Below are 18,921 nucleotides of genomic sequence, written 5' to 3' on the forward strand. Positions count from 1 at the left end.
GCGTGCGCGCCGGTTTGGTCTCCGGAGCCTGAACCGGAAAACTGGAGGCATGCGCGTATACCCCACCTTCTTTCGCCTGGCCTTTTCCTGGATGGACGCCGAACGCGCCCACAAGATCGGCTTTCGTGCCATCAGGCTGGCCCACAGTTCAAGGGCGGGCAGGGTGCTCGCCAAATTCACGGCCCCCGCGCCGTCCCTTCAGACCTCCGCTTTCGGCGTGACCTTTCCTTCTCCGTTCGGCCTCGCCGCGGGTTTTGACAAGGAGGGGCATGGCATCGAGGCGATGACCGAACTCGGGTTCGGCCACGTGGAGGTCGGCACCATCACCGGGCAGGCCCAGCCGGGCAACGAAAAGCCCCGGCTGTTCCGCCTCGTCGAGGACAGGGCCGTCATCAACCGGATGGGGTTCAACAACGACGGCGCCACCGCCGTGGCGCCCCGGCTCAAGGCAGCACGGGCTGCCCTCCAGCGCCGGCACCCGGGGGTCCGCCCGGTGATCGGTGTCAACATCGGCAAGAGCAAGGTGGTGGAGCTCGAAGACGCAGTCAGCGATTATCTCGTCAGCGCCAGGAGCCTGGCGCCCGCAGCCGACTACCTCGTGGTCAATGTCAGTTCCCCCAACACACCGGGGCTTCGCCTGCTCCAGAACGTCGAGACCCTCCGCCCGCTGCTCAAAGCAGTCGGTGAGGAAGCGGACCGGGCCGCCGGGAGGCACGTCCCGTTGCTGGTGAAAATCGCCCCGGACCTGACCGACGAGGATATCGACGACGTCGCACGGCTAGCGCTGGACCTCAAACTGGACGGGATCATCGCCACGAACACCACCATCGGACGGGAGGGACTTACCTCCAGCCCGGCAAAGATCCAGGAGTGCGGTCCGGGGGGCCTGTCCGGCGCACCGCTGAAAGCCCGGTCGCTGGAAGTCCTGCGGCGCCTGCGGGATGCCACCGGCGGCTCCCTCACCCTGGTGTCGGTTGGAGGCGTCGAGACGGCCCGGGACGTCCAGGAACGGCTCGATGCCGGGGCCACCCTGGTGCAGGGGTACACGGCCTTCCTCTACGAAGGTCCCTTCTGGGCAGCCCACATCAACCGGCAGCTGGCCAAGCACCCCGCACGCCGCTAGGCCGCTCCTCCGGCCAAGCCGCCCGCATACGAAAAAGCCCCCGGCAGTCGTCCGACTGCCGGGGGCTTTGTGCCTGAATCAGGCGGGGAATTCTCCGCGCTTGACCAGCGGCTTGGGAAGGCGCAGGCGGCGGAACTGAAGGGAGCGCATGGCGCCGTACCAGACGGTGCCGCGTTCCACCTCGCCGAACTTTTCGGCGAGGCGCTTGCGGAGCTTCCGGGACAGGATGAAAACGTCAACGAAGACGGCAAGGAACATGACCCAGAAGGCGCCCAGCACGTAGATCATCATCTCGCTGGTGGACGGAACCAGCAGCGAAACGATCACGAACACGAGGGCACCAAACATCAGGTATTCGCCCAGGCTAAAACGGGCATCCACGTAATCGCGGGCATAGCGCTTCTGCGGTCCCTTGTCCCGAAGGGGCAGGAATTTTTCGTCGCCGGTGTCCAGCGCCTGGCGCATCTTGATGCGCTGTTCCTGGACAGCGGCCCGCTCCGCTGCTTTGGAGGCCTTCCGGTCTTCCGGCACCAACGGCCGCCTCCGTGCCGCTTCCTGTTCCTTGCGCTTGGGCGTGGGCGCACCCTTGCCAAGGGCGGCATCCTGCCGGGCCAAAGCCTCGGCTGCCTGCTGGTCAACTACGTCCTGCGCCGTCGGCGCTTCCTTTTTACGTCCAAACACCCCTCAAGAATACCTTGCACCCACTGGCGGAATGTCACCTGCAGGGCCAGGCAGGCGGCTGATGAAGGCGCCGCCGCGCGGGGCCTTGGAGTGTTTGCTGTGGTCTCGGACGCAGGTAGGGTTTTGGCCATGACTTCATCACCGGCCAAGACCCCGCAAAACTCGGCGCAGGATACGGCGTGATCGACGTCGAGGCCCTGCGCGGGGCCGTCCATGAGTCCTTTGACGCCACCGTTGAAAACCTGAAGGATCTCGTTGAGGTGCCCGGCATCGCCTGGCCCAGCTTCGACCCTGCCCCGCTGGACGCCAGCGCAGAGGCGGTCGCAGAACTGGTGCGCGCTGCCGGGATCGAGGATGTCAGGATCCTGCGCTGCAATAAGAAGGACGGCTCGCCCGGTGGACCGGCCGTAGTGGCGCGCCGCCCGGCCGCTGCGGGAAAGCCGACGATCCTGTTGTACGCCCACCACGACGTACAGCCGATCGGGGACCCGGAACTGTGGGACACATCGCCGTTCATAGCAGTCGAATACGGCGGCCGGCTTTACGGACGAGGGGCGGCCGACGATAAAGCCGGCGTCATGGCCCACATAGCTGCTTACACCGCCGTCATGCAGGTGCTGGGAGACGAGCTGGGCCTCGGCGTGACCTTTTTCATCGAAGGCGAGGAGGAGGCCGGTTCGCCGACGTTCCGCACTTTCCTGGAAACCCACCGGGACCTGCTGCGCGCCGACGTAATCGTCGTGGCCGACTCCAGCAACTGGAAAGTCGGCATTCCAGCCCTGACCACCAGCCTGCGCGGCCTTGTTGACGGCACGATTGAAGTCCAGGTCCTGGAACACGCCGTCCACTCCGGGATGTTTGGCGGGGCAGTCCTGGATGCTCCCACACTGCTTTCACGCCTTATTGCCACGCTGCATGACGACGACGGCAGCGTCGCCGTGAAGGGCCTCGTCAGCAGGGACGACGTTTCTGTCGACCTCACGGAAGAGGAGTACCGCGCCGACGCGTCAGTGCTGGAGGGCGTGCAGCTGGCGGGAACCGGAAGCATCGCCTCCCGGCTGTGGACCAAACCGGCACTCTCGATCATCGGCTTCGACGCTCCCGCCGTGAACGTGGCCTCCAACACCCTGTTGCCCCGGGCCCGCGCCAAGTACAGCCTGCGCCTCGCACCCGGGCAGGACCCCGCCGACGCCATGGCCGCCATGCGGAACCACGTCGAGTCCAACGCGCCGTTCGGGGCGAAGGTGATATTTACCCCGGGGGAGAGCGGAAACGCGTTCCTCACTGACACGGGTTCCCCCGCCGCCGGGATGGCAATGTGGGCGCTGGGTGAATCCTGGGGCGTTCCTGCGGTGGAGATGGGCATCGGCGGTTCGATCCCCTTTATTGCTGACCTGATGGAGGTCTACCCGGAGGTACAGATCCTGGTGACCGGCGTTGAGGATCCCGATTCACGGGCGCACAGCGCCAACGAGTCGCTTCACTTGGCGGACTTCCGCAATGCCGTGGTGGCGGAAGCACTGCTGCTGGCACGGCTCAATGATGAGGGCCTTGGCTAACGGACCGCTGCAACAGGGAACATCCAGCGCACGGCCACGGTTACGTCAGGAGTTAGAGCTACAGGCAGGATCGACGTAGCATGTAGCTATAGCCCATACCGTTTCCGTAGGGGCGGGCAACGCGCAAGCGGAGTCGCCACCACCGTCGTAAGAAGGTAGGCCAATGAGCACTACAACCAATGAAAACAGCATCGACGCCACCGCCAGCGAGGAGCTGGCCACCCACGAGGTCCAGCTGACCGATGTTGCCGCCGGCAAGGTCCGCAGCCTGCTGGAGCAGGAAGGCCGCACCGATCTGCGACTGCGCGTTGCTGTCCAGCCGGGCGGTTGCTCGGGGCTGATTTACCAGCTCTACTTCGACGAGCGGCTGCTCGACGGGGATGCCGTGCGTGATTACGACGGAGTCGAGGTCGTAGTGGATAAGATGAGCGTTCCGTATCTCAGCGGCGCCAGCATCGACTTCGAGGACACCATCTCGAAGCAGGGTTTCACCATTGACAATCCCAACGCCGGCGGCTCCTGCGCGTGCGGAGATTCTTTCCACTAACCTGGCTCTTTGCCCCATATCAGCTTGCAGTCGGCACCGGTGCGAACCGGTGCCGACGCACTGTGCCGACATGTGAGCGAAAACCCCCGGGGAGCGGTAAGCTCTACATCGAGTAGTAAAACTTTTAGTGTGCCCGGGGAGCCATCTACGGCCCGGGCAACAGCAACAAGTAGGAAGGGCCGTCTGTGAGTTCGCAGAACCGAACCGGCAGCCGACGCAAACAGATCACTACGATCACTGGCTTGGCACTAGCCGGCGCGTTGGCTTTGACTGGATGTTCACCAGAGGTACAGAGAGGCTGGTTGCCCACCGAGCGTGGCACCACCAATCACACTGACCGCATCATGGACCTCTGGGTCAACTCGTGGATTGCCGCACTGGTCGTCGGCATCATCACCTGGGGGCTGATGGTCTGGTGCATCGTCGCCTACCGCCGCCGCAAAGGCACCGTCGGTTTCCCGCGGCAGACCAGCTTCAACCTTCCCCTTGAGGTTTTCTACCTCACCATCCCGCTGTTCATGGTGCTGGTGTTCTTCTACTTCACCGACCGCGACCAGCAGGCGATCGACAACCGCTCCCAGCCGGCCGACGTCGTTGTTGACGTCCGCGGCAAGCAGTGGGCCTGGGACTTCAACTACAAGCAGGGCGACGTCATCACCGGTGATGTGCATGAAGCCGGCGTCCAGGCGCACCTCACCGGCGCTGAGATCGACAAGGACAAGCTGCCCACGCTGTACCTTCCCGTGAACAAGTCGGTGGACCTGGAGCTCAACTCCCGCGACGTCATCCACTCGTTCTGGGTTCCCGCCTTCCTGCAGAAGCGCGACATGATTCCCGGCAAGACGAACTACATCAGGTTCACCCCCACCAAGGAGGGCACCTATGACGGTAAGTGTGCCGAACTCTGCGGCGAATACCACTCCGAAATGCTGTTCCGCGTGAAGGTCGTCTCCGAATCGGAGTTCCAGGCGCACCTGGAGCAGCTGCGCCAGGACGGCAACTCCGGCCTGCTCGGCGAAGAGTACGACCGCAACCCGAACCTGAACGAAATTAAGTAAGGGGAGCGACGTGGCTACTTACACTCAATCCGCACCTGTCGGGACCCTTGAGGCGCCCGTAGTACCGAAGTCCAAGGGACGCATCGTCGTCAACTGGATCACTTCCACCGACCACAAGACCATCGGGTACATGTACCTGATCGCGTCCTTCGTGTTCTTCTGCTTCGGCGGCGTCATGGCGCTGCTGATCCGCGCCGAGCTGTTCGAACCCGGGATGCAGATCCTGCAGACCAAGGAGCAGTACAACCAGCTGTTCACCATGCACGGCACCGTCATGCTGCTGATGTTCGCGACCCCGCTGTTCGCCGGGTTCGCCAACGTCATCATGCCGCTCCAGATTGGTGCACCTGACGTCGCGTTCCCGCGGCTGAACGCGCTGGCCTTCTGGTTCTTCCTCTTCGGCTCCACGATCGCAGTCTCCGGCTTCATCACCCCGCAGGGTGCGGCGTCGTTCGGCTGGTTTGCGTATGCGCCGCTGTCCAACACGACGTTCAGCCCCGGCGTCGGCGGTGACCTCTGGGTCTTCGGCCTCGCGCTCTCCGGTTTCGGCACCATCCTGGGTGCGGTCAACTTCATCACCACCATCATCTGCATGCGTGCCCCGGGCATGACCATGTGGCGCATGCCGATCTTCACCTGGAACACGCTGGTTACCGCCATCCTGGTCCTGATGGCCTTCCCGCCGCTGGCAGCAGCGCTGTTCGCCCTCGGCGCGGACCGCCGCTTCGGTGCCCACATCTTCGACCCAGAGAACGGCGGTGCCGTCCTCTGGCAGCACCTGTTCTGGTTCTTCGGGCACCCCGAGGTGTACATCATCGCGCTGCCGTTCTTCGGCATCGTCTCCGAGATCTTCCCGGTCTTCAGCCGCAAGCCGATCTTCGGTTACAAGGGCCTCGTCTACGCAACCATCGCCATCGCGGCGCTTTCCGTGACCGTGTGGGCGCACCACATGTACGTCACCGGCTCGGTTCTGCTGCCGTTCTTCTCCTTCATGACGATGCTGATCGCCGTGCCCACCGGCGTGAAGTTCTTCAACTGGATCGGCACCATGTGGAGGGGTTCAATCACCTTCGAAACCCCCATGCTCTGGAGCATCGGCTTCCTGGCCACCTTCCTCTTCGGCGGCCTGACGGGCATCATCCTCGCTTCACCGCCGCTTGACTTCCACGTCTCGGACTCCTATTTCGTGGTGGCCCACTTCCACTACGTGGTGTTCGGCACCGTCGTGTTCGCCATGTTCGCGGGCTTCTACTTCTGGTGGCCGAAGTGGACCGGCAAGATGCTCAACGAGCGCCTGGGCAAGATCCACTTCTGGCTCCTGTTCCTCGGCTTCCACGGCACCTTCCTGATCCAGCACTGGCTGGGCGTCGAGGGCATGCCCCGCCGCTACGCGGACTACCTGGTGGAGGACAACTTCACCTGGATGAACCAGTTCTCCACCATCTCCTCGTTCGTGCTGGGTGCCTCCCTGATCCCGTTCTTCTGGAACGTGTACATCACCTGGCGCAGCAACGAAAGGGTGGAAGTGGACGACCCGTGGGGCTTCGGTGCTTCGCTGGAGTGGGCCACGTCCTGCCCGCCGCCGCGCCACAACTTCACCTCGCTGCCCCGGATCCGTTCGGAGCGGCCCGCCCTGGACCTGCACCACCCTGAACTTCGCCAGGTCCACACCGTTGAGTCACCCGCTCCCGTAGCCAAGGCACTTGGGAACGCCGACCAGAAGGACACTGCAGAGTGAAAATCGAATCCTGGATTTTTGGAGCCGGAGTTTTCTTCTTCGTGCCTGTTTCCCTCGTTTACGGCTTCCTGACCAGCTGGTCTGAATGGGTCGGCATCCTTGGCATCCTGCTGGTGGGCGGCCTCGCCGGCATGATCGGCGCCTACCTCGGCTTCACGGGCAAGCGCGTCGGCCTGCGTCCTGAGGACCGCAGCGACGCCGAGGTCCACGAGGGCGCCGGCGAGCAGGGCCACTTCAGCCCCTGGAGCTGGTGGCCGCTGGTCCTGGGCCTGTCCTGCGCAGCGGGCTTCCTGGGCCTGGCAGTCGGCTTCTGGATCGTCTTCATCGCAGGCGGCCTGGCCGCAGTGGCATTGGTTGGCTGGGTCTTCGAGTACAGCCGGGGCGACCACGCCCACTAGCCTGACCGGCTTTGAGAACAACGACGGCGGGGCCTCACCGAAAGGTGAGGCCCCGCCGTCGTTGTTATGCTTTAAAGTCCTGTCCGGCTGGGAAGGGAAGAAGACCTGAGGGTAGCTAGGGCGACGGGGTACGCCCCGACCGCCTCAGGCGGCTGCTCCTGACTCCAGCAGCAGCGTAAGGCCTTCCAGTGCCGCCTCCGCGGATTCGAGGCTGTACCGGGCAGGCAGCGCCTCGGCTTCAACCGACAGCTCCACCTCACACCCGCAGTAAAAGTCAGCGGTCATCACCTCGAGCAGGGAGCGTGCATCCACGGGCAGGATTCCCTCTTTGCCGATTCTGACCGGCAGCCCGGACTCGGTGACAGCCCGGACAAAGACTGCCGCGGGCCGCGCGTGCAGGCCGATGGGTGATTGAACGATTGCCTTGCGAACTGGCAACGGGACTCCTTTGTTCCGACGGGACTCGGCCGTCATGATTCATGCTTGAACAAGCGTAATCGCGGCGTGTCCAGACGCGGAAACCGGCGCCGCCGTGGTCTAGACCTGACCTCACGTTGCCCTACGCTTAAACCATGAATCTTGATGTGGAACGTTGTTATGGCTGCCTCTGACGCGAGCAGGATGCTGGGGGAAATCGACCGCACCAGCGGGACGCCCATCTACGTCCAGCTGCGGGAACTCCTGCGGGAGCACATCGTGGCTTCGTGCCCGCCCGGGTCCGCGCTGCCGTCCGAACGCGACCTCGCGGAAAGGTTCGGCCTCGCCCGCATGACCGTCCGCCAGGCCATCGACGCGCTGGTGGGCGAGGAAGTCATCGAACGGGTTGTGGGTCTGGGCACTTTCGTCCGGAAGCCCAAGCTTGACCTTCAGGTGAAGCTGACGTCGTACAGCGAGGAAATGCAGCGGCGTGGCATGGTGCCGGCTGCCAAGGTGCTGAGCTTTGAACAGATCAGCGCTAGTGCGTTCCTGGCCCGTGAGCTGCAGCTGGACGAGGGAACGCCCCTGGTACGCTTCCGGCGCCTCCTGCTGGCTGACAACGAACCCATGAGCGTCGACGAGAACTTCATCCCCGCCCATCGCGTTCCAGGCCTGCTGGACGGCGAACCGCCGACGTCGCTGTACAACGTCCTGAGTGAACGCTTCGGACTGGTGATGGAGTGGGGCGAAGACATGATCGAGGCCACTGCTGCCTCGCCGTCCACCGCCAGGCTGCTCAACGTCGACGTCGGATCCCCGCTGCTCAAGATCCAGCGGCATGCCTTTGTTGCCCGCCAGATGGTGGACTATTCCGTGTCGTACTACCGCGCCGACCGCTACAAGCTCTGGGTGCCGCTGCAGCGTCCCGGCGTCCGGCCCACACGCAACTACGCCTCCGGCTACAGGAACCAGTAAGAAGCAACAGAAGAGGCCCGGTCCTTATCGGACCGGGCCTCTTCTGTTTATGCGGTGAAGTTCGAACTAGTGGCTGAGCGTCCTCTGTGCCTCAGCTGATTCGACGGCCTCGTGCTGGCCGTGGTGGCCATGGGCCGCCTCGAGTTCAGCAGGCGCTGCGGGGGCAACGCGGTCCTCGAAGAACCAGCGGGAGAGCGCTGCCCGGCGCTTTTCCTTGCGCGTAACGATGCCGTGTTCGTTGGGAACCGCGGGCAGCGGTACCGGGGACTCAAAGCCGACCAGCTTATAGCGCTTGTACTCGTCCAGCGGGGCGTGTACCTCGATGAACTCACCGTGCGGCAGGCGGACGATGCGGCCGGTCTCACGGCCGTGCAGTGCGATTTCGCGGTCCTTGCGCTGCAGGGCCAGAGCCACGCGCTTGGTCACGGCGAACGCGATGAACGGGCCCACGAAGAACAGTGCGCGCAGCCAGTACGTGACGTCGTTCAGTGCAACGTGGAAGTGCGTTGCAATGAGGTCCGAGCCAGCGGCTGCCCACATGACGCAGTACCAGGTGAAGCCGGCTACACCGATGGCAGTACGCGTCGGAGCGTTCCGCGGGCGGTCCAGGACATGGTGCTCACGGTCGTCCTTGGTGATCCAGCGTTCAATCCACGGGTAGGTGAACAGCACGGTAAAGATGATGCCGGCCGGAACGAGCGCCGGAAGCAGCACGTTCAGTGTGAGGACTTGCCCGAAGATGATGTATTCGAAGTGGAAATCGCTAATGACACCCGGCATCAGGCGCAAGGCGCCGTCCACAAACCCGATGTACCAGTCCGGCTGGGTTCCAGCGGAAACCGGCGAGGGGTCGTAAGGTCCGTAGTTCCAGATCGGGTTGATCGTAAAGAAGGCAGCCATTAGGGCCACGACGCCGAACACGATGAAGAAGAAGCCGCCAGCCTTGGCCGCGTAGACCGGACCGAGGGGGTAGCCGACGACGTTGCCGTCGTTGCGTCCGGGGCCGGGGTACTGGGTGTGCTTGTGCACAACCACCATGAACAGGTGAAGGACGATCATCAGCAGGATGAGTGCCGGCACCAGGAGGATGTGCAGCATGTACAGGCGGCCGATGATCACGGAGCCCGGGAATTCCCCGCCGAACAGGAAGAACGAAATGTACGTTCCAATAACCGGGATGGACTTGATGACACCGTCGATGATGCGCAGGCCGTTGCCGGAGAGCAGGTCATCGGGGAGCGAGTAACCGGTGAAGCCTGCGGCCATGGAGAGGATAAGCAGGACGCCGCCCACCACCCAGTTCATTTCGCGGGGCTTGCGGAAAGCGCCCGTGAAAAATACGCGGAGCATGTGCACCGAGAGCGAGGCAACGAACAACAGTGCCGACCAGTGGTGAACCTGGCGCATGAACAGGCCGCCGCGGACATCGAAGGAGATGTCCAGCGATGAGCTATAGGCGACCGACATTTCGACATTCTTTAAGGGCGTGTAGGAGCCCGCATAGTGCGTTTCCGCCATGGACGGATCGAAGAAGAACGTCAGGAAGGTGCCGGAGAGCAGCAGGATGACGAAGGAGTAGAGGGCAACTTCGCCGAACATGAACGACCAGTGGTCCGGGAAGACCTTCCGGCCGAATTCGCGGAGGATCCCTGAACCGCCGACGCGCTGGTCAACGAAGTCGGTAATGCGGCCGCCTTTGGTTTTGGCGACGAAGGCGGGGGCATTAGCTGTTGATGTTGCGCTCATGCTCATCACGCTCCCAGTAACTCGGTCCTACGGGTTCTTTGAAGTCGCTGGTGGCGACCAGGTAGCCCTCGGCGTCAACTGCGATGGGCAGCTGGGGGAGAGGCCGGCTGGCCGGGCCAAAGATAACCTTGCATTCCTGGGTCAGGTCGAAGGTTGACTGGTGGCACGGGCACAGCAGGTGGTGGGTCTGTTGCTCGTACAGGGCAACAGGGCAACCAACGTGGGTGCAGATCTTCGAGTAGGCAACAATGCCGTTGTAGCTCCAGTCCTCGCGTCCCGCGGAGGGCTTGAGGGACTCGGGGTTGAGGCGCATGAGCAGAACAACGGCCTTGGCCTTTTCGTTCAGCTTGCCTTCATGCAGTTCGTTGAGGCCTTCCGGAATCACGTGGAAAGCCGAACCGATAGTGACGTCCGAAGCCTTGATCGGCGTGCCATCGGGGTCGCGGGTGAGGCGCTTGAGCTTGCCTTCCTGCGGAGCCCACATGGTGTGCGCCAGTGTGTTGTCCGGACGGGGACCGAGGTCGCCGAAGACGGCCAGTGCCGGCAGGGGAGCCAGTGCTACTGCGCCGAGGAGGGTGTTGCGGATCAGCGGCCGGCGCTTGATTCCGGTTTCCTCCACGATGTCATCCACGATGCGGACGGCCGCCTGACGGTCATCCTCCGTGCGGATGGCATGGCGCTCTTCCGAAACCTCGTGGTCCGGCATCAGGGCCTTGGCCCAGTGGACGATGCCGGTGCCGATGCCGAGCATGGCAAAGGCGGTGCCGATCCCCAGCAGGGCATTCTGCAGCCGGATAGTGGCGATCGTGGAGTCAGGTCCAAGATCGATGGCGAAGTACGCCACCAGGAAGATCACGGTGCCCACAACTGAGCTGCCGAAGAGAACGGCAACCTGCCGTTCTGCACGCTTTGCGGCCTTCGGGTCCGTGTCAGCCAGGCGCAAACGATGCGGAGGAAGTCCAGGATCCTGGAACTTCTCCACCTCATTCTGACCAGCCGTAGCTACGGTGCCCGAGTGGTTCGGACTGCCGTCACTATGGTTGCCCATAATTCGCCTCATCCTTCTCTCGTCCCGGCCAACGCCGGGTTAGTTTTCAATTCCATACTGCTGACTCGTCAGCAGGAGTTCTTACAGTTGCGGACGCTGCTAGGAGGTCCGGGAGGTCAGCCAGATCGTGAAGGCGATGATCACGCCCAGGCCGGCGATCCAGACAAACAGACCTTCGGAGACCGGACCCAGCGCACCGAGGTCGGCACCGCCTGGCGAACCGTTGGCTTCGATCTGCTTGAGGAAGGTGATGATGTCGCGCTTGCCTTCAGGGGAGACGTTGGCGTCGTTGAAGACCGGCATGTTCTGCGGGCCGGTGACCATCGCTTCGTAGATGTGCTTCTCGGAAACATCCGCAAGGGCCGGGGCAAACTTGCCGCGCGTCAGTGCACCGCCGGCAGCAGCTGCGTTGTGGCACATGGCACAGTTCACGCGGAAGAGCTCGCCGCCTTCGGCAGCATTCCCCTGTGCGTCCAGAAGTTCCTCGGAGGGGATGGACGGGCCAGGCCCGAGCGAAGCGACATAAGAGGAGAGCTGGTGGGTCTGTTCCTCGTTGAACTGTCCGGGCTTCTTGTAAGCCTGCGGGCCGTTCATCTGCATGGGCATACGCCCGGTGCCCACCTGGAAGTCAACGGCAGCAGCGCCGACGCCTACAAGTGAAGGTCCGTCCTTGGTTCCGCTTGCACCCATGCCGTGGCAGGTGGCGCAGTTGGCGGCGAAAAGCTTACCGCCCTCTTCAGTGTCGTTTGCACTGAAGCTGGTGGTGGAAGCCTTGGCCTCGTTGACGGTGGTGGCAACGGCGTACAGCCCACCAGTGATGAGGAGGCCCATCAGCAGCAGCGCAATGGCTGCCAGGGGGTGTCGTCGCTTCTGCGAGAGTGCCTTCACGTGGTGGTTCCTTTATTCGATCCTGCGTCGGCTCCTGGAGCCGCTTCTTGAAATTCTGCCTCTTGTAGAAAAAGAGTCAAGTCAGGGCTACCTGAGGACGTAGATGACCAGGAAAAGGCCGATCCACACAACGTCGACGAAGTGCCAGTAGTACGAGGTGACAATCGCGGAGGTGGCTTCGAAGTGACCAAACTTCTTGGCGGCGAACGAACGGCCGATGATGAAGAGGAAGGCGATGAGGCCGCCGATGACGTGCAGGCCGTGGAAGCCCGTGGTCATGTAGAAGGCGGAGCCGTAAGCGTTCGACGACAGCGACACATGCTCCGAAACCAGCATGGCGTATTCAGTGGCCTGGCCGGCTACGAAGAATGAGCCCATCAGGAAGGTTAGGGCGAACCATTGGTTCATTCCCCAACGCGTGAATGCAAGGGGGCCGCCGGTGCGGCGCGGCTGGAGCCGCTCAGCGGCGAATACGCCCATCTGGCAAGTGAATGAACTTGCCACGAGGACGATGGTGTTTACGAGCGCAAAGGGGAAGTTGAGCTTTGCTGTCTCCTCGGCCCACATCTGTCCGGAAGTCGAACGGAGTGTGAAGTACATGGCGAAGAGACCGGCGAAGAACATCAACTCACTGGACAGCCACACAACGGTTCCTACGGAAACCATATTCGGGCGGTTCAGCGTCGGGTGCGCCGGGGTACTGGGGGCATGGGTCGCAGATGTCACATAGACATTATGTCTGTAAAAGTTCCTCCTGCCCAATGCAAACCGCCTTTTGCGGGGACTTTTTCTACAAAGACGCGAAATCGCGCGGAAAAGTTCCCGGACCGGTTCATATTGGTCATCCGGGTGCACGCCTCGATAGCATCAGGAGGTGACTTCACAGGCATCAGCACAGGCAGCCGGCAACACTTGGCCGCGGATCATTTCGGCCTTGATCAACGGTAGCGACCTCACGGCTGACAACACGGAGTGGGCGATGGACACGATCATGTCCGGCGAAGCCACGCCTGCACAGATTGCCGGATTCCTGGTGGCCTTGAGGGCCAAGGGGGAAACGGTTGACGAGATCGCCGGCCTCGTCGAGGCCATGCTCGCGCACGCGAATCCCGTCGAAATCGGCGGTGAGAAGCTGGACATCGTGGGCACCGGCGGCGACCAGCTGAACACCGTCAACATCTCCACCATGGCCGCGCTCGTCTGCGCCGGAGCCGGGGCGAAGGTGGTCAAGCACGGCAACAGGGCTGCCTCCTCGTCGTCGGGCTCGGCCGATGTGCTGGAAGCGCTCGGGGTCAGGCTGGACCTCCCCATCGACCGCGTGGCCCGGAACGCCGAAGAGGCCGGAATCACATTCTGCTTCGCGCAGGTGTTCCACCCGTCCTTCCGGCACACGGCCGTACCCCGCCGGGAACTCGCCATCCCCACGGCATTCAACTTCCTCGGTCCGCTGACCAACCCCGCCCGTGTCCAGGCGTCCGCGGTTGGTGTTGCCAACGCACGCATGGCCCCGTTGGTTGCCGGGGTCCTCGCAAAGCGGGGCAGCCGCGGGCTGGTGTTCCGGGGAAGCGACGGGCTGGACGAACTGACCACCACCGGTCCGTCCACTGTCTGGGAGATCCGCCGCGGCGAAGTGACTGAGCAGACTTTCGATCCGAAGGATCTGGGCATCCGTCCCGCGACGGTGGAGGAACTCCGTGGCGGAGACGCCGCCGCCAATGCCGCCGTCGTGCGCGATGTCCTGTCCGGGGGAGCCGGCCCGGCCCGGGACGCTGTCTTGCTCAATGCCGCGGCGGGCCTTGTGGCGTTCGACGTCGACGCCGAAGGGCCGCTAACCGGCCGCATGGCAGCGGCGCTGAAGCGGGCGGAGCAGTCCATCGATTCAGGCGCCGCGGCGTCGGTGCTGGAGAAGTGGGTGGCCCTGACCCAGGGCTAAGGCCGTCCTGTCGCGTTACTGTTCAAAGCCCGGTTACTGCTCAACGCCTGGTTACTGCTCGAAGCCCAGCGCGAAGGCTGCATCCAGGTCGTGCTGCGAGTAGGCGCGGAACGCAATGTGCGTTGTGGTGTGCACAACGGCGGGAACCTTGGACAGCTTGTCCGCGATGACGTCCGCCAGTTCATCGTGCTTTGCCACGCGCGCCACAGCAATCAGGTCCCATTCCCCTGTGACTGAGTAGACCTCGCTGATGCCCGGAATTGCGGAAATTTCCTCTGCCGTTTCCGGAATGCGCGAGGCGTCTGTCTTGATCAGGACGAATGCGGTGATCACTCTTGACCTTTCGGATCGGGGGCGCCGTTGCGGGAACGGCAGGCGTTGCTGTGTGTTGCCAGCCTAGTACATCCGGGCATGCATCAGCGGCGCCGCCGGCGGCCTGCGAGCCGATGGATTCCGGCAAGGATGAGCCGGTAGCCGACGAGGAAAATGCCAAGGCTCAGCAGGGCAACAATAACGAACGGCAGGACCACTGTTTGCCCGGTCAATGCCCGCAGCAGCATGCCCAAGGCAACGGTTCCGATCCACACGGCAACACCCGCGGGCCACACGCTCAGCGGTGCCCGCCACAGCCGCAGAACCAGCCACGCAATTGCTGCTCCGGCCAGAAACGGCCAGGCGGTCAGGAGGACGCCGGCTATCACGTCTCCGCGCTGATGGGCGTCCCGGCCGATGGCGGCGAACGTCAGGATCAGTGCTGCGTCTGCGGTGGCGGCAACGGCGGCCGATGTTTTGGCGGAAGCGGGGGCGGGGGCGGTGTTCGTGCGGGAAGGCATATCCCCACAGTAGTTCCGGATGAAGGCCCGCACGACCTGCCGCCTCCATTGGGGGCGGGCCGTACACTGTGTCCGCGGGCTGATTGTCCCCGCGTCACGTCCCAGCCGCATCGGGAGAACAGTATGAGACTTGTTCAGATCGCCCAACATGCCAGCAACCTTCGGCGCGCGGCCGAATTCTATTCGGCGCTCCTAGGTACCGAGGCCCTTGCCCTCTTCGATCCGCCGGGGCTGCTGTTTTTTGACCTCGACGGTGTCCGGCTGCTGCTTGAGGCCGGGGCGCCGTCGTCGCTGCTTTACCTGTCCGTGCCCGACGTCCGGACATCAGTCCAGGAGCTCAGGGGCAGGGGAGTGGAGATCGTGGCCGAGCCGCACGTGATCTTCAGCCACACAGATGGCCACCTGGGGCCGGCCGGAACGGACGAATGGATGGCCTTCATCCGCGACAGCGAAGGCAATACAGTGGGTCTGGTCAGCCAGTTGCCGGGCTGAGTGGGTGCACCGAAAGCCCGTCCAGTTCTTGCTGGCCGCGATCTTGGCAGCAAAGGCAACGAGTACGACGCCGGCAGTGCGGTCGGTGGCCGTGCTCACCGACGGGGATTGGAGCCAGCGGCGGGCATATTGCGTGGCCAGGATGATTCCGGCGAACCAGAGCATGCCTTCCACGTTGTGCACCAGCGGGAGCAGGATCCCCATGAGGAGGGGCGGGACGTCCTGTGGCAGGAACTGCGGGATCATGGCCATGTAGAAAACGCCCACTTTGGGATTGAGCAGACTGGTGGTCACGCCGGTCAGGTACGCTCCACGTGCGTTCCCGCCGGCCGGCTGTATTTTCGCCCTTGCCGGGGCGCTTTTGAATGTGCCGATGAACATTGAGATGCCCAGCCATGCCATGTAGCAGGCGCCACCGACCTTCAGCACAGTAAAGGCTGCCTCCGAGGCAGCGAGCAGCGCCGATGCCCCTACTGCGGCAGCCACGCCCCAGGCGACGGTGCCCGTGCAGATCCCGGCCGCCGTCGAAAAGGCGGGGCGCCTTCCACGGCTGATAGCCGTTCTGAGCACCAGCACGGTGTCGAGTCCGGGAATGACAGTCAGGAGAGCCGCGACGAGGGCGAACTGCAGCAAGGATTCCGAAACGCTCACAGTCGATGGTAACCGGAGACGGATCCTGGCTGCCGGGGCAGGCCCGCGGCGGTTCAGCCCTCCCGCAAGGGCAGCGCGCCTTGCCGGGCGGCATTGTGCCCGGCATCACCCGGGGCTAGGCTCGCAAACGCAACCGAAGCACCGCCGTCGGACGTCCCTTCCGGCGCACCAGGGAGATGAGGAATCAAGTGAGCCAGAAGATCACAACCTGCCTGTGGTTCGATACCCAGGCCGAGGAAGCGGCTGAATTCTATGTCTCGGTGTTCGACGGCTCCAGGATCCTCAACGTGGCACGTTACGGCGACGGCGGGCCGGGTCCCGCCGGTCAGGTCATGACGGTCGAATTCGAAATCGAGGGCCGGAAATTCATGGGGCTGAACGGAGGACCGGCCTTCAGGTTCAACGAGGCTGTTTCCTTTGTGATCGACTGCTCCTCCCAGGAAGAAGTGGACCGCTACTGGTCGGCACTGACGGCGGAGGGAGAAGAAAGCCAGTGCGGCTGGTTGAAGGACAAGTTCGGAGTGTCATGGCAGGTTGTGCCGTCAGTCATGAGCCGCTTGCTGGGCGGCCCGGACCGCGAAGGGGCGCAGCGGGCCATGCAGGCAATGCTCGGCATGCGGAAGCTGCAGATCAGCGAACTCCAGGCCGCCTACGACGGATCCTGAGGGGGAGGAACCACATGCCAACTGGCCCTACCCTGCCAAGGTCAACCGGACGATAATCGGGACTACTTACCCTGACCATGGTTTGGAGGCGCTTGCGATGTCTGTTTACACGCTTGGGATCTGGTTGGTGAAGCCCGGCCGGGAGAACGACTTTCTGCAGGCCTGGCGCGAGCTGGCCAGAAAGACCCAGGAGGAGTTTCCAGAGGCCAAGGCGGTGCTGATGCACGACCGTGATGTTCCCAACAGGTTCATCAGCACCGGTCCGTGGGAATCGCCCGAACAGGTCGAACGCTGGCGGGCCTCGGGTGCCTTCACCCAGGCCTATGAGGGCATGCGAGAAATGCTGGAGCACTTTGAGCCGCACACCCTGGATGAGGCAGCGACCATCGGCTGACTGTCCTAGTTCTGTTTGGTGCCCGTCCCGCTGGCCGGGGGCCCGCGGCGTGCCGCCAGGCCGGCTTAAGCCCCGAGGCCCAGCACTACGCCAATTCCATCAACTCCCAGTTGGCGATGGTCAGCTGCGGGCTCGGAGTGACACTCGCTCCCGAATCCTCGGTCAGGCAGCAGCCGCGTGGACGTGTGTGGCGGGAGCTGCGGAAACGCGTCGACTTGGTTGAGCCCTCCGTGGTGGTGCGTTTGGGTAGCCAGGAGCCGCTCGTCGAACACTTCGTCGCGTGTGCCGTCCCCGGGCAGGGCGTGGACAACGACGTGGTCGGGCTGCTCTGAAGCGGGTGTCCGGTCGCAGATGAAGCACCTTAAGGGCACACTGGGTGTCATGGATGATCCGGAGGCGATTACAACCCAGCGTTCGACGGTCGAGGATTGGACGCGGGCTTTGGCGGAGTCCGTCGGTTCGCCGGGCGGCGGCGCCGGGACAGGAGTGATGCTTGCCGTCGCCGCATCACTGACCTCGATGGTTGCCGGATATACAGAAGCGGGCGACGGCGAGCGCAACGAACTAGCCAGTGTTCAAGCCCGGGCACGTTCGCTGCGGGAAGTCGCTCTTCAACTGGCCGACGACGATGCGTCGGCGTCCAAAGCCTTCGGGGCCGCGTTTCGGCTGGAACCGGGGGCGGAGCGGGAGGATGCGATCCGGCGGGCATCCGTGGATGCAGCCCGGGCATCAGCCGTCCTCGGCGAGCGCGCCATGGACGCCATTGGCGATCTGGGATGGCTTGCTGCCAACGGCAACCCTGCGCTCATTGCCGATATCGTCGTCGCGTTCGGTGCCCTGAGGGCAGCGGTGACCGGGGCGCGGACCAACGTGAGTTTCGATCTGGCGGCGCTCACCTCGGCAGGCGCCACACTCGAACAGGTCCGGGAGGAGCATCCGGAGTTGTGGTCCACGGTTGAGGATCTCAACACCGCACTGGACCGGATTGACAGGCTGACTGCCGGGATAGATCATCGCGCCGCGCCAACCGACGCCGCCTGATAGCACGCGCAACTTCCGGGCGGTGAGCAGCGGAGGGTCAGAATTCATGGATCCGGCTGGGCGTGACAACCCCAACGACAGGCTTGTCGTGGCTCTCACGCGGGACCGATTCAACCAGCTCGTCGTCGTAGACCAGCGCGAACACCGGTGGCTGTTCCTCCAGCGACGCCAGGGCCCGGTCAAAGTACCCTCGGCCCCAACCCATCCTCATTCCGGAATCGTCCACCGCGGCCGCCGGAATAAGCAGCAGATCGACACTCTGGAACACGGCCGCTTCCACCACTTCGCCGACCATTTCCGAAATGCCGAACAGGCCGGGCTGTTCGGCACCGCCACGGGCATGCACCCAGTCCAGGAGCCCGTCCCGTCTGCTCACCGGAACGAGAACATCCACGCCGTTGGCGGCAGCCCAGCTCAGGAACGGCCGCGTGTTGGGTTCATCTGCCCCTGACAGGTAGCAGCCCAGCAAGGCAGGTCCCCGGCGACGGACCAGTGCGATCAGATTCTCCGTCAGGGCCCCCGTCGCTGTCTCCCGTACGCTTGCGCTCCGCGCCCGACGACGCCGGCGAACCTCAGCGCGAAGGTTCGCCTTCGCATTCCTTGCCAGAGCGTCAGTCACCATGCCACGACATTAGCTGTAGTTCCGGTGGCGCGCACGGTTTCGGGCGACGGGCGGATGGACATCAGCGCCCGAAGCGACCAAGTCGTCCCCGAGCGCCCGTACACTTCACCCC

21 protein-coding genes and 2 pseudogenes are annotated in these 18,921 nt (G+C 63.7%); 13 read left to right on the plus strand and 10 right to left on the minus strand.

What is annotated here, in order from left to right:
- Positions 1–49: 49 nt before the first annotated feature.
- On the plus strand, positions 50–1,123 hold the full coding sequence (locus tag J7I92_RS06920) for a quinone-dependent dihydroorotate dehydrogenase (RefSeq protein ID WP_214838807.1): 1,074 nt from the start codon (positions 50–52) through the stop codon (positions 1,121–1,123).
- A gap of 78 nt (positions 1,124–1,201) precedes the next feature.
- Here the strand turns inward: J7I92_RS06920 and J7I92_RS06925 are convergent, their stop codons facing one another.
- Entirely contained in the window at positions 1,202–1,804 is a 603-nt protein-coding gene (locus tag J7I92_RS06925) for a DUF3043 domain-containing protein (RefSeq protein WP_214838809.1), read from the minus strand.
- 129 nt (positions 1,805–1,933) lie between these two features.
- On the opposite strand from J7I92_RS06925, the pseudogene J7I92_RS06930 reads away from it, so the two are divergent.
- The 5 genes and pseudogenes from J7I92_RS06930 (at position 1,934) to J7I92_RS06950 (ending at position 7,104) form a co-directional block, all read left to right on the plus strand.
- A pseudogene (locus J7I92_RS06930) lies at positions 1,934–3,363 on the plus strand (dipeptidase).
- Between the two features lie 163 nt (positions 3,364–3,526).
- The gene (locus J7I92_RS06935) at positions 3,527–3,910 is read left to right on the plus strand and encodes an iron-sulfur cluster assembly accessory protein (protein WP_214838811.1); all 384 of its coding nucleotides are present in this window, start codon (positions 3,527–3,529) and stop codon (positions 3,908–3,910) included.
- Between the two features lie 185 nt (positions 3,911–4,095).
- Positions 4,096–4,968, plus strand: a complete 873-nt coding sequence (gene coxB / locus J7I92_RS06940; protein ID WP_214838813.1) for a cytochrome c oxidase subunit II — start codon at positions 4,096–4,098, stop codon at positions 4,966–4,968.
- 10 nt (positions 4,969–4,978) lie between these two features.
- Complete coding sequence (gene ctaD / locus J7I92_RS06945) at positions 4,979–6,706, plus strand: cytochrome c oxidase subunit I (protein ID WP_214838815.1); 1,728 nt, start codon at positions 4,979–4,981, stop codon at positions 6,704–6,706.
- On the plus strand, positions 6,703–7,104 hold the full coding sequence (locus J7I92_RS06950) for a cytochrome c oxidase subunit 4 (protein ID WP_214838817.1): 402 nt from the start codon (positions 6,703–6,705) through the stop codon (positions 7,102–7,104). The genes ctaD and J7I92_RS06950 overlap by 4 nt, the downstream gene beginning before the upstream one ends.
- Before the next feature lie 144 nt (positions 7,105–7,248).
- Here the strand turns inward: J7I92_RS06950 and J7I92_RS06955 are convergent, their stop codons facing one another.
- On the minus strand, positions 7,249–7,542 hold the full coding sequence (locus J7I92_RS06955) for an HPr family phosphocarrier protein (protein ID WP_214838819.1): 294 nt from the start codon (positions 7,540–7,542) through the stop codon (positions 7,249–7,251).
- A 159-nt stretch (positions 7,543–7,701) separates the two neighbouring features.
- On the opposite strand from J7I92_RS06955, the gene J7I92_RS06960 reads away from it, so the two are divergent.
- The gene (locus J7I92_RS06960) at positions 7,702–8,496 is read left to right on the plus strand and encodes a GntR family transcriptional regulator (protein WP_214838821.1); all 795 of its coding nucleotides are present in this window, start codon (positions 7,702–7,704) and stop codon (positions 8,494–8,496) included.
- A 66-nt stretch (positions 8,497–8,562) separates the two neighbouring features.
- On the opposite strand, the gene J7I92_RS06965 is transcribed toward J7I92_RS06960, so the two are convergent.
- The 4 genes from J7I92_RS06965 to J7I92_RS06980 all read right to left on the minus strand — a co-directional run bounded on the left by J7I92_RS06965 (position 8,563) and on the right by J7I92_RS06980 (position 12,940).
- Positions 8,563–10,242, minus strand: a complete 1,680-nt coding sequence (locus tag J7I92_RS06965; protein WP_214838823.1) for a cytochrome bc complex cytochrome b subunit — start codon at positions 10,240–10,242, stop codon at positions 8,563–8,565.
- Complete coding sequence (locus J7I92_RS06970) at positions 10,220–11,290, minus strand: ubiquinol-cytochrome c reductase iron-sulfur subunit (protein ID WP_214838825.1); 1,071 nt, start codon at positions 11,288–11,290, stop codon at positions 10,220–10,222. Before J7I92_RS06970 ends, J7I92_RS06965 begins: the two co-directional genes overlap by 23 nt.
- Positions 11,291–11,389: 99 nt before the next feature.
- Positions 11,390–12,178 (minus strand): c-type cytochrome, encoded by a 789-nt coding sequence (locus tag J7I92_RS06975; protein ID WP_214838827.1) that lies wholly within the window; start codon positions 12,176–12,178, stop codon positions 11,390–11,392.
- 87 nt (positions 12,179–12,265) lie between these two features.
- Positions 12,266–12,940, minus strand: a complete 675-nt coding sequence (locus tag J7I92_RS06980) for a heme-copper oxidase subunit III (RefSeq protein WP_251039540.1) — start codon at positions 12,938–12,940, stop codon at positions 12,266–12,268.
- A gap of 112 nt (positions 12,941–13,052) precedes the next feature.
- On the opposite strand from J7I92_RS06980, the gene trpD reads away from it, so the two are divergent.
- A complete protein-coding gene (trpD, locus tag J7I92_RS06985) occupies positions 13,053–14,111 on the plus strand; it encodes an anthranilate phosphoribosyltransferase (RefSeq protein WP_214838831.1) in 1,059 nt (352 codons plus the stop codon).
- Between the two features lie 51 nt (positions 14,112–14,162).
- Here trpD and J7I92_RS06990 read toward each other — a convergent pair whose 3' ends face one another.
- Both J7I92_RS06990 and J7I92_RS06995 read right to left on the minus strand, forming a co-directional pair.
- Positions 14,163–14,444, minus strand: coding sequence for an Lrp/AsnC family transcriptional regulator (locus J7I92_RS06990; RefSeq protein ID WP_028269180.1), 282 nt, complete (start codon positions 14,442–14,444; stop codon positions 14,163–14,165).
- 83 nt (positions 14,445–14,527) lie between these two features.
- Complete coding sequence (locus tag J7I92_RS06995) at positions 14,528–14,944, minus strand: DUF3054 domain-containing protein (RefSeq protein WP_214838833.1); 417 nt, start codon at positions 14,942–14,944, stop codon at positions 14,528–14,530.
- 123 nt (positions 14,945–15,067) lie between these two features.
- On the opposite strand from J7I92_RS06995, the gene J7I92_RS23780 reads away from it, so the two are divergent.
- Positions 15,068–15,436: a VOC family protein gene (locus J7I92_RS23780; protein ID WP_251039541.1), complete on the plus strand. Its 369-nt coding sequence runs from the start codon at positions 15,068–15,070 to the stop codon at positions 15,434–15,436.
- A 45-nt stretch (positions 15,437–15,481) separates the two neighbouring features.
- On the opposite strand, the pseudogene J7I92_RS07000 reads toward J7I92_RS23780, so the two are convergent.
- A pseudogene (locus tag J7I92_RS07000) lies at positions 15,482–16,087 on the minus strand (LysE family translocator); the annotation flags it as partial.
- Positions 16,088–16,275: 188 nt separating this feature from the next.
- Here J7I92_RS07000 and J7I92_RS07005 point away from each other — a divergent pair.
- From J7I92_RS07005 to J7I92_RS07020, 4 genes are all read left to right on the plus strand, one after another.
- The gene (locus J7I92_RS07005; RefSeq protein ID WP_311380184.1) at positions 16,276–16,752 is read left to right on the plus strand and encodes a VOC family protein; all 477 of its coding nucleotides are present in this window, start codon (positions 16,276–16,278) and stop codon (positions 16,750–16,752) included.
- 97 nt (positions 16,753–16,849) lie between these two features.
- The gene (locus J7I92_RS07010; RefSeq protein WP_214838837.1) at positions 16,850–17,146 is read left to right on the plus strand and encodes a putative quinol monooxygenase; all 297 of its coding nucleotides are present in this window, start codon (positions 16,850–16,852) and stop codon (positions 17,144–17,146) included.
- An 11-nt stretch (positions 17,147–17,157) separates the two neighbouring features.
- Positions 17,158–17,478, plus strand: a complete 321-nt coding sequence (locus tag J7I92_RS07015) for a LysR substrate-binding domain-containing protein (protein WP_251039616.1) — start codon at positions 17,158–17,160, stop codon at positions 17,476–17,478.
- Positions 17,479–17,527: 49 nt separating this feature from the next.
- Entirely contained in the window at positions 17,528–18,187 is a 660-nt protein-coding gene (locus tag J7I92_RS07020) for a cyclodeaminase/cyclohydrolase family protein (RefSeq protein ID WP_214838839.1), read from the plus strand.
- Between the two features lie 37 nt (positions 18,188–18,224).
- Here J7I92_RS07020 and J7I92_RS07025 read toward each other — a convergent pair whose 3' ends face one another.
- Positions 18,225–18,809 carry a 5-formyltetrahydrofolate cyclo-ligase gene (locus J7I92_RS07025; protein WP_214838841.1) on the minus strand — a complete coding sequence of 195 codons (585 nt, stop codon included), beginning with the start codon at positions 18,807–18,809 and terminating at the stop codon, positions 18,225–18,227.
- Positions 18,810–18,921: the final 112 nt, after the last annotated feature.

The organism is Arthrobacter sp. ISL-72 (genome assembly GCF_018613755.1).
GTDB lineage: Bacteria > Actinomycetota > Actinomycetes > Actinomycetales > Micrococcaceae > Arthrobacter.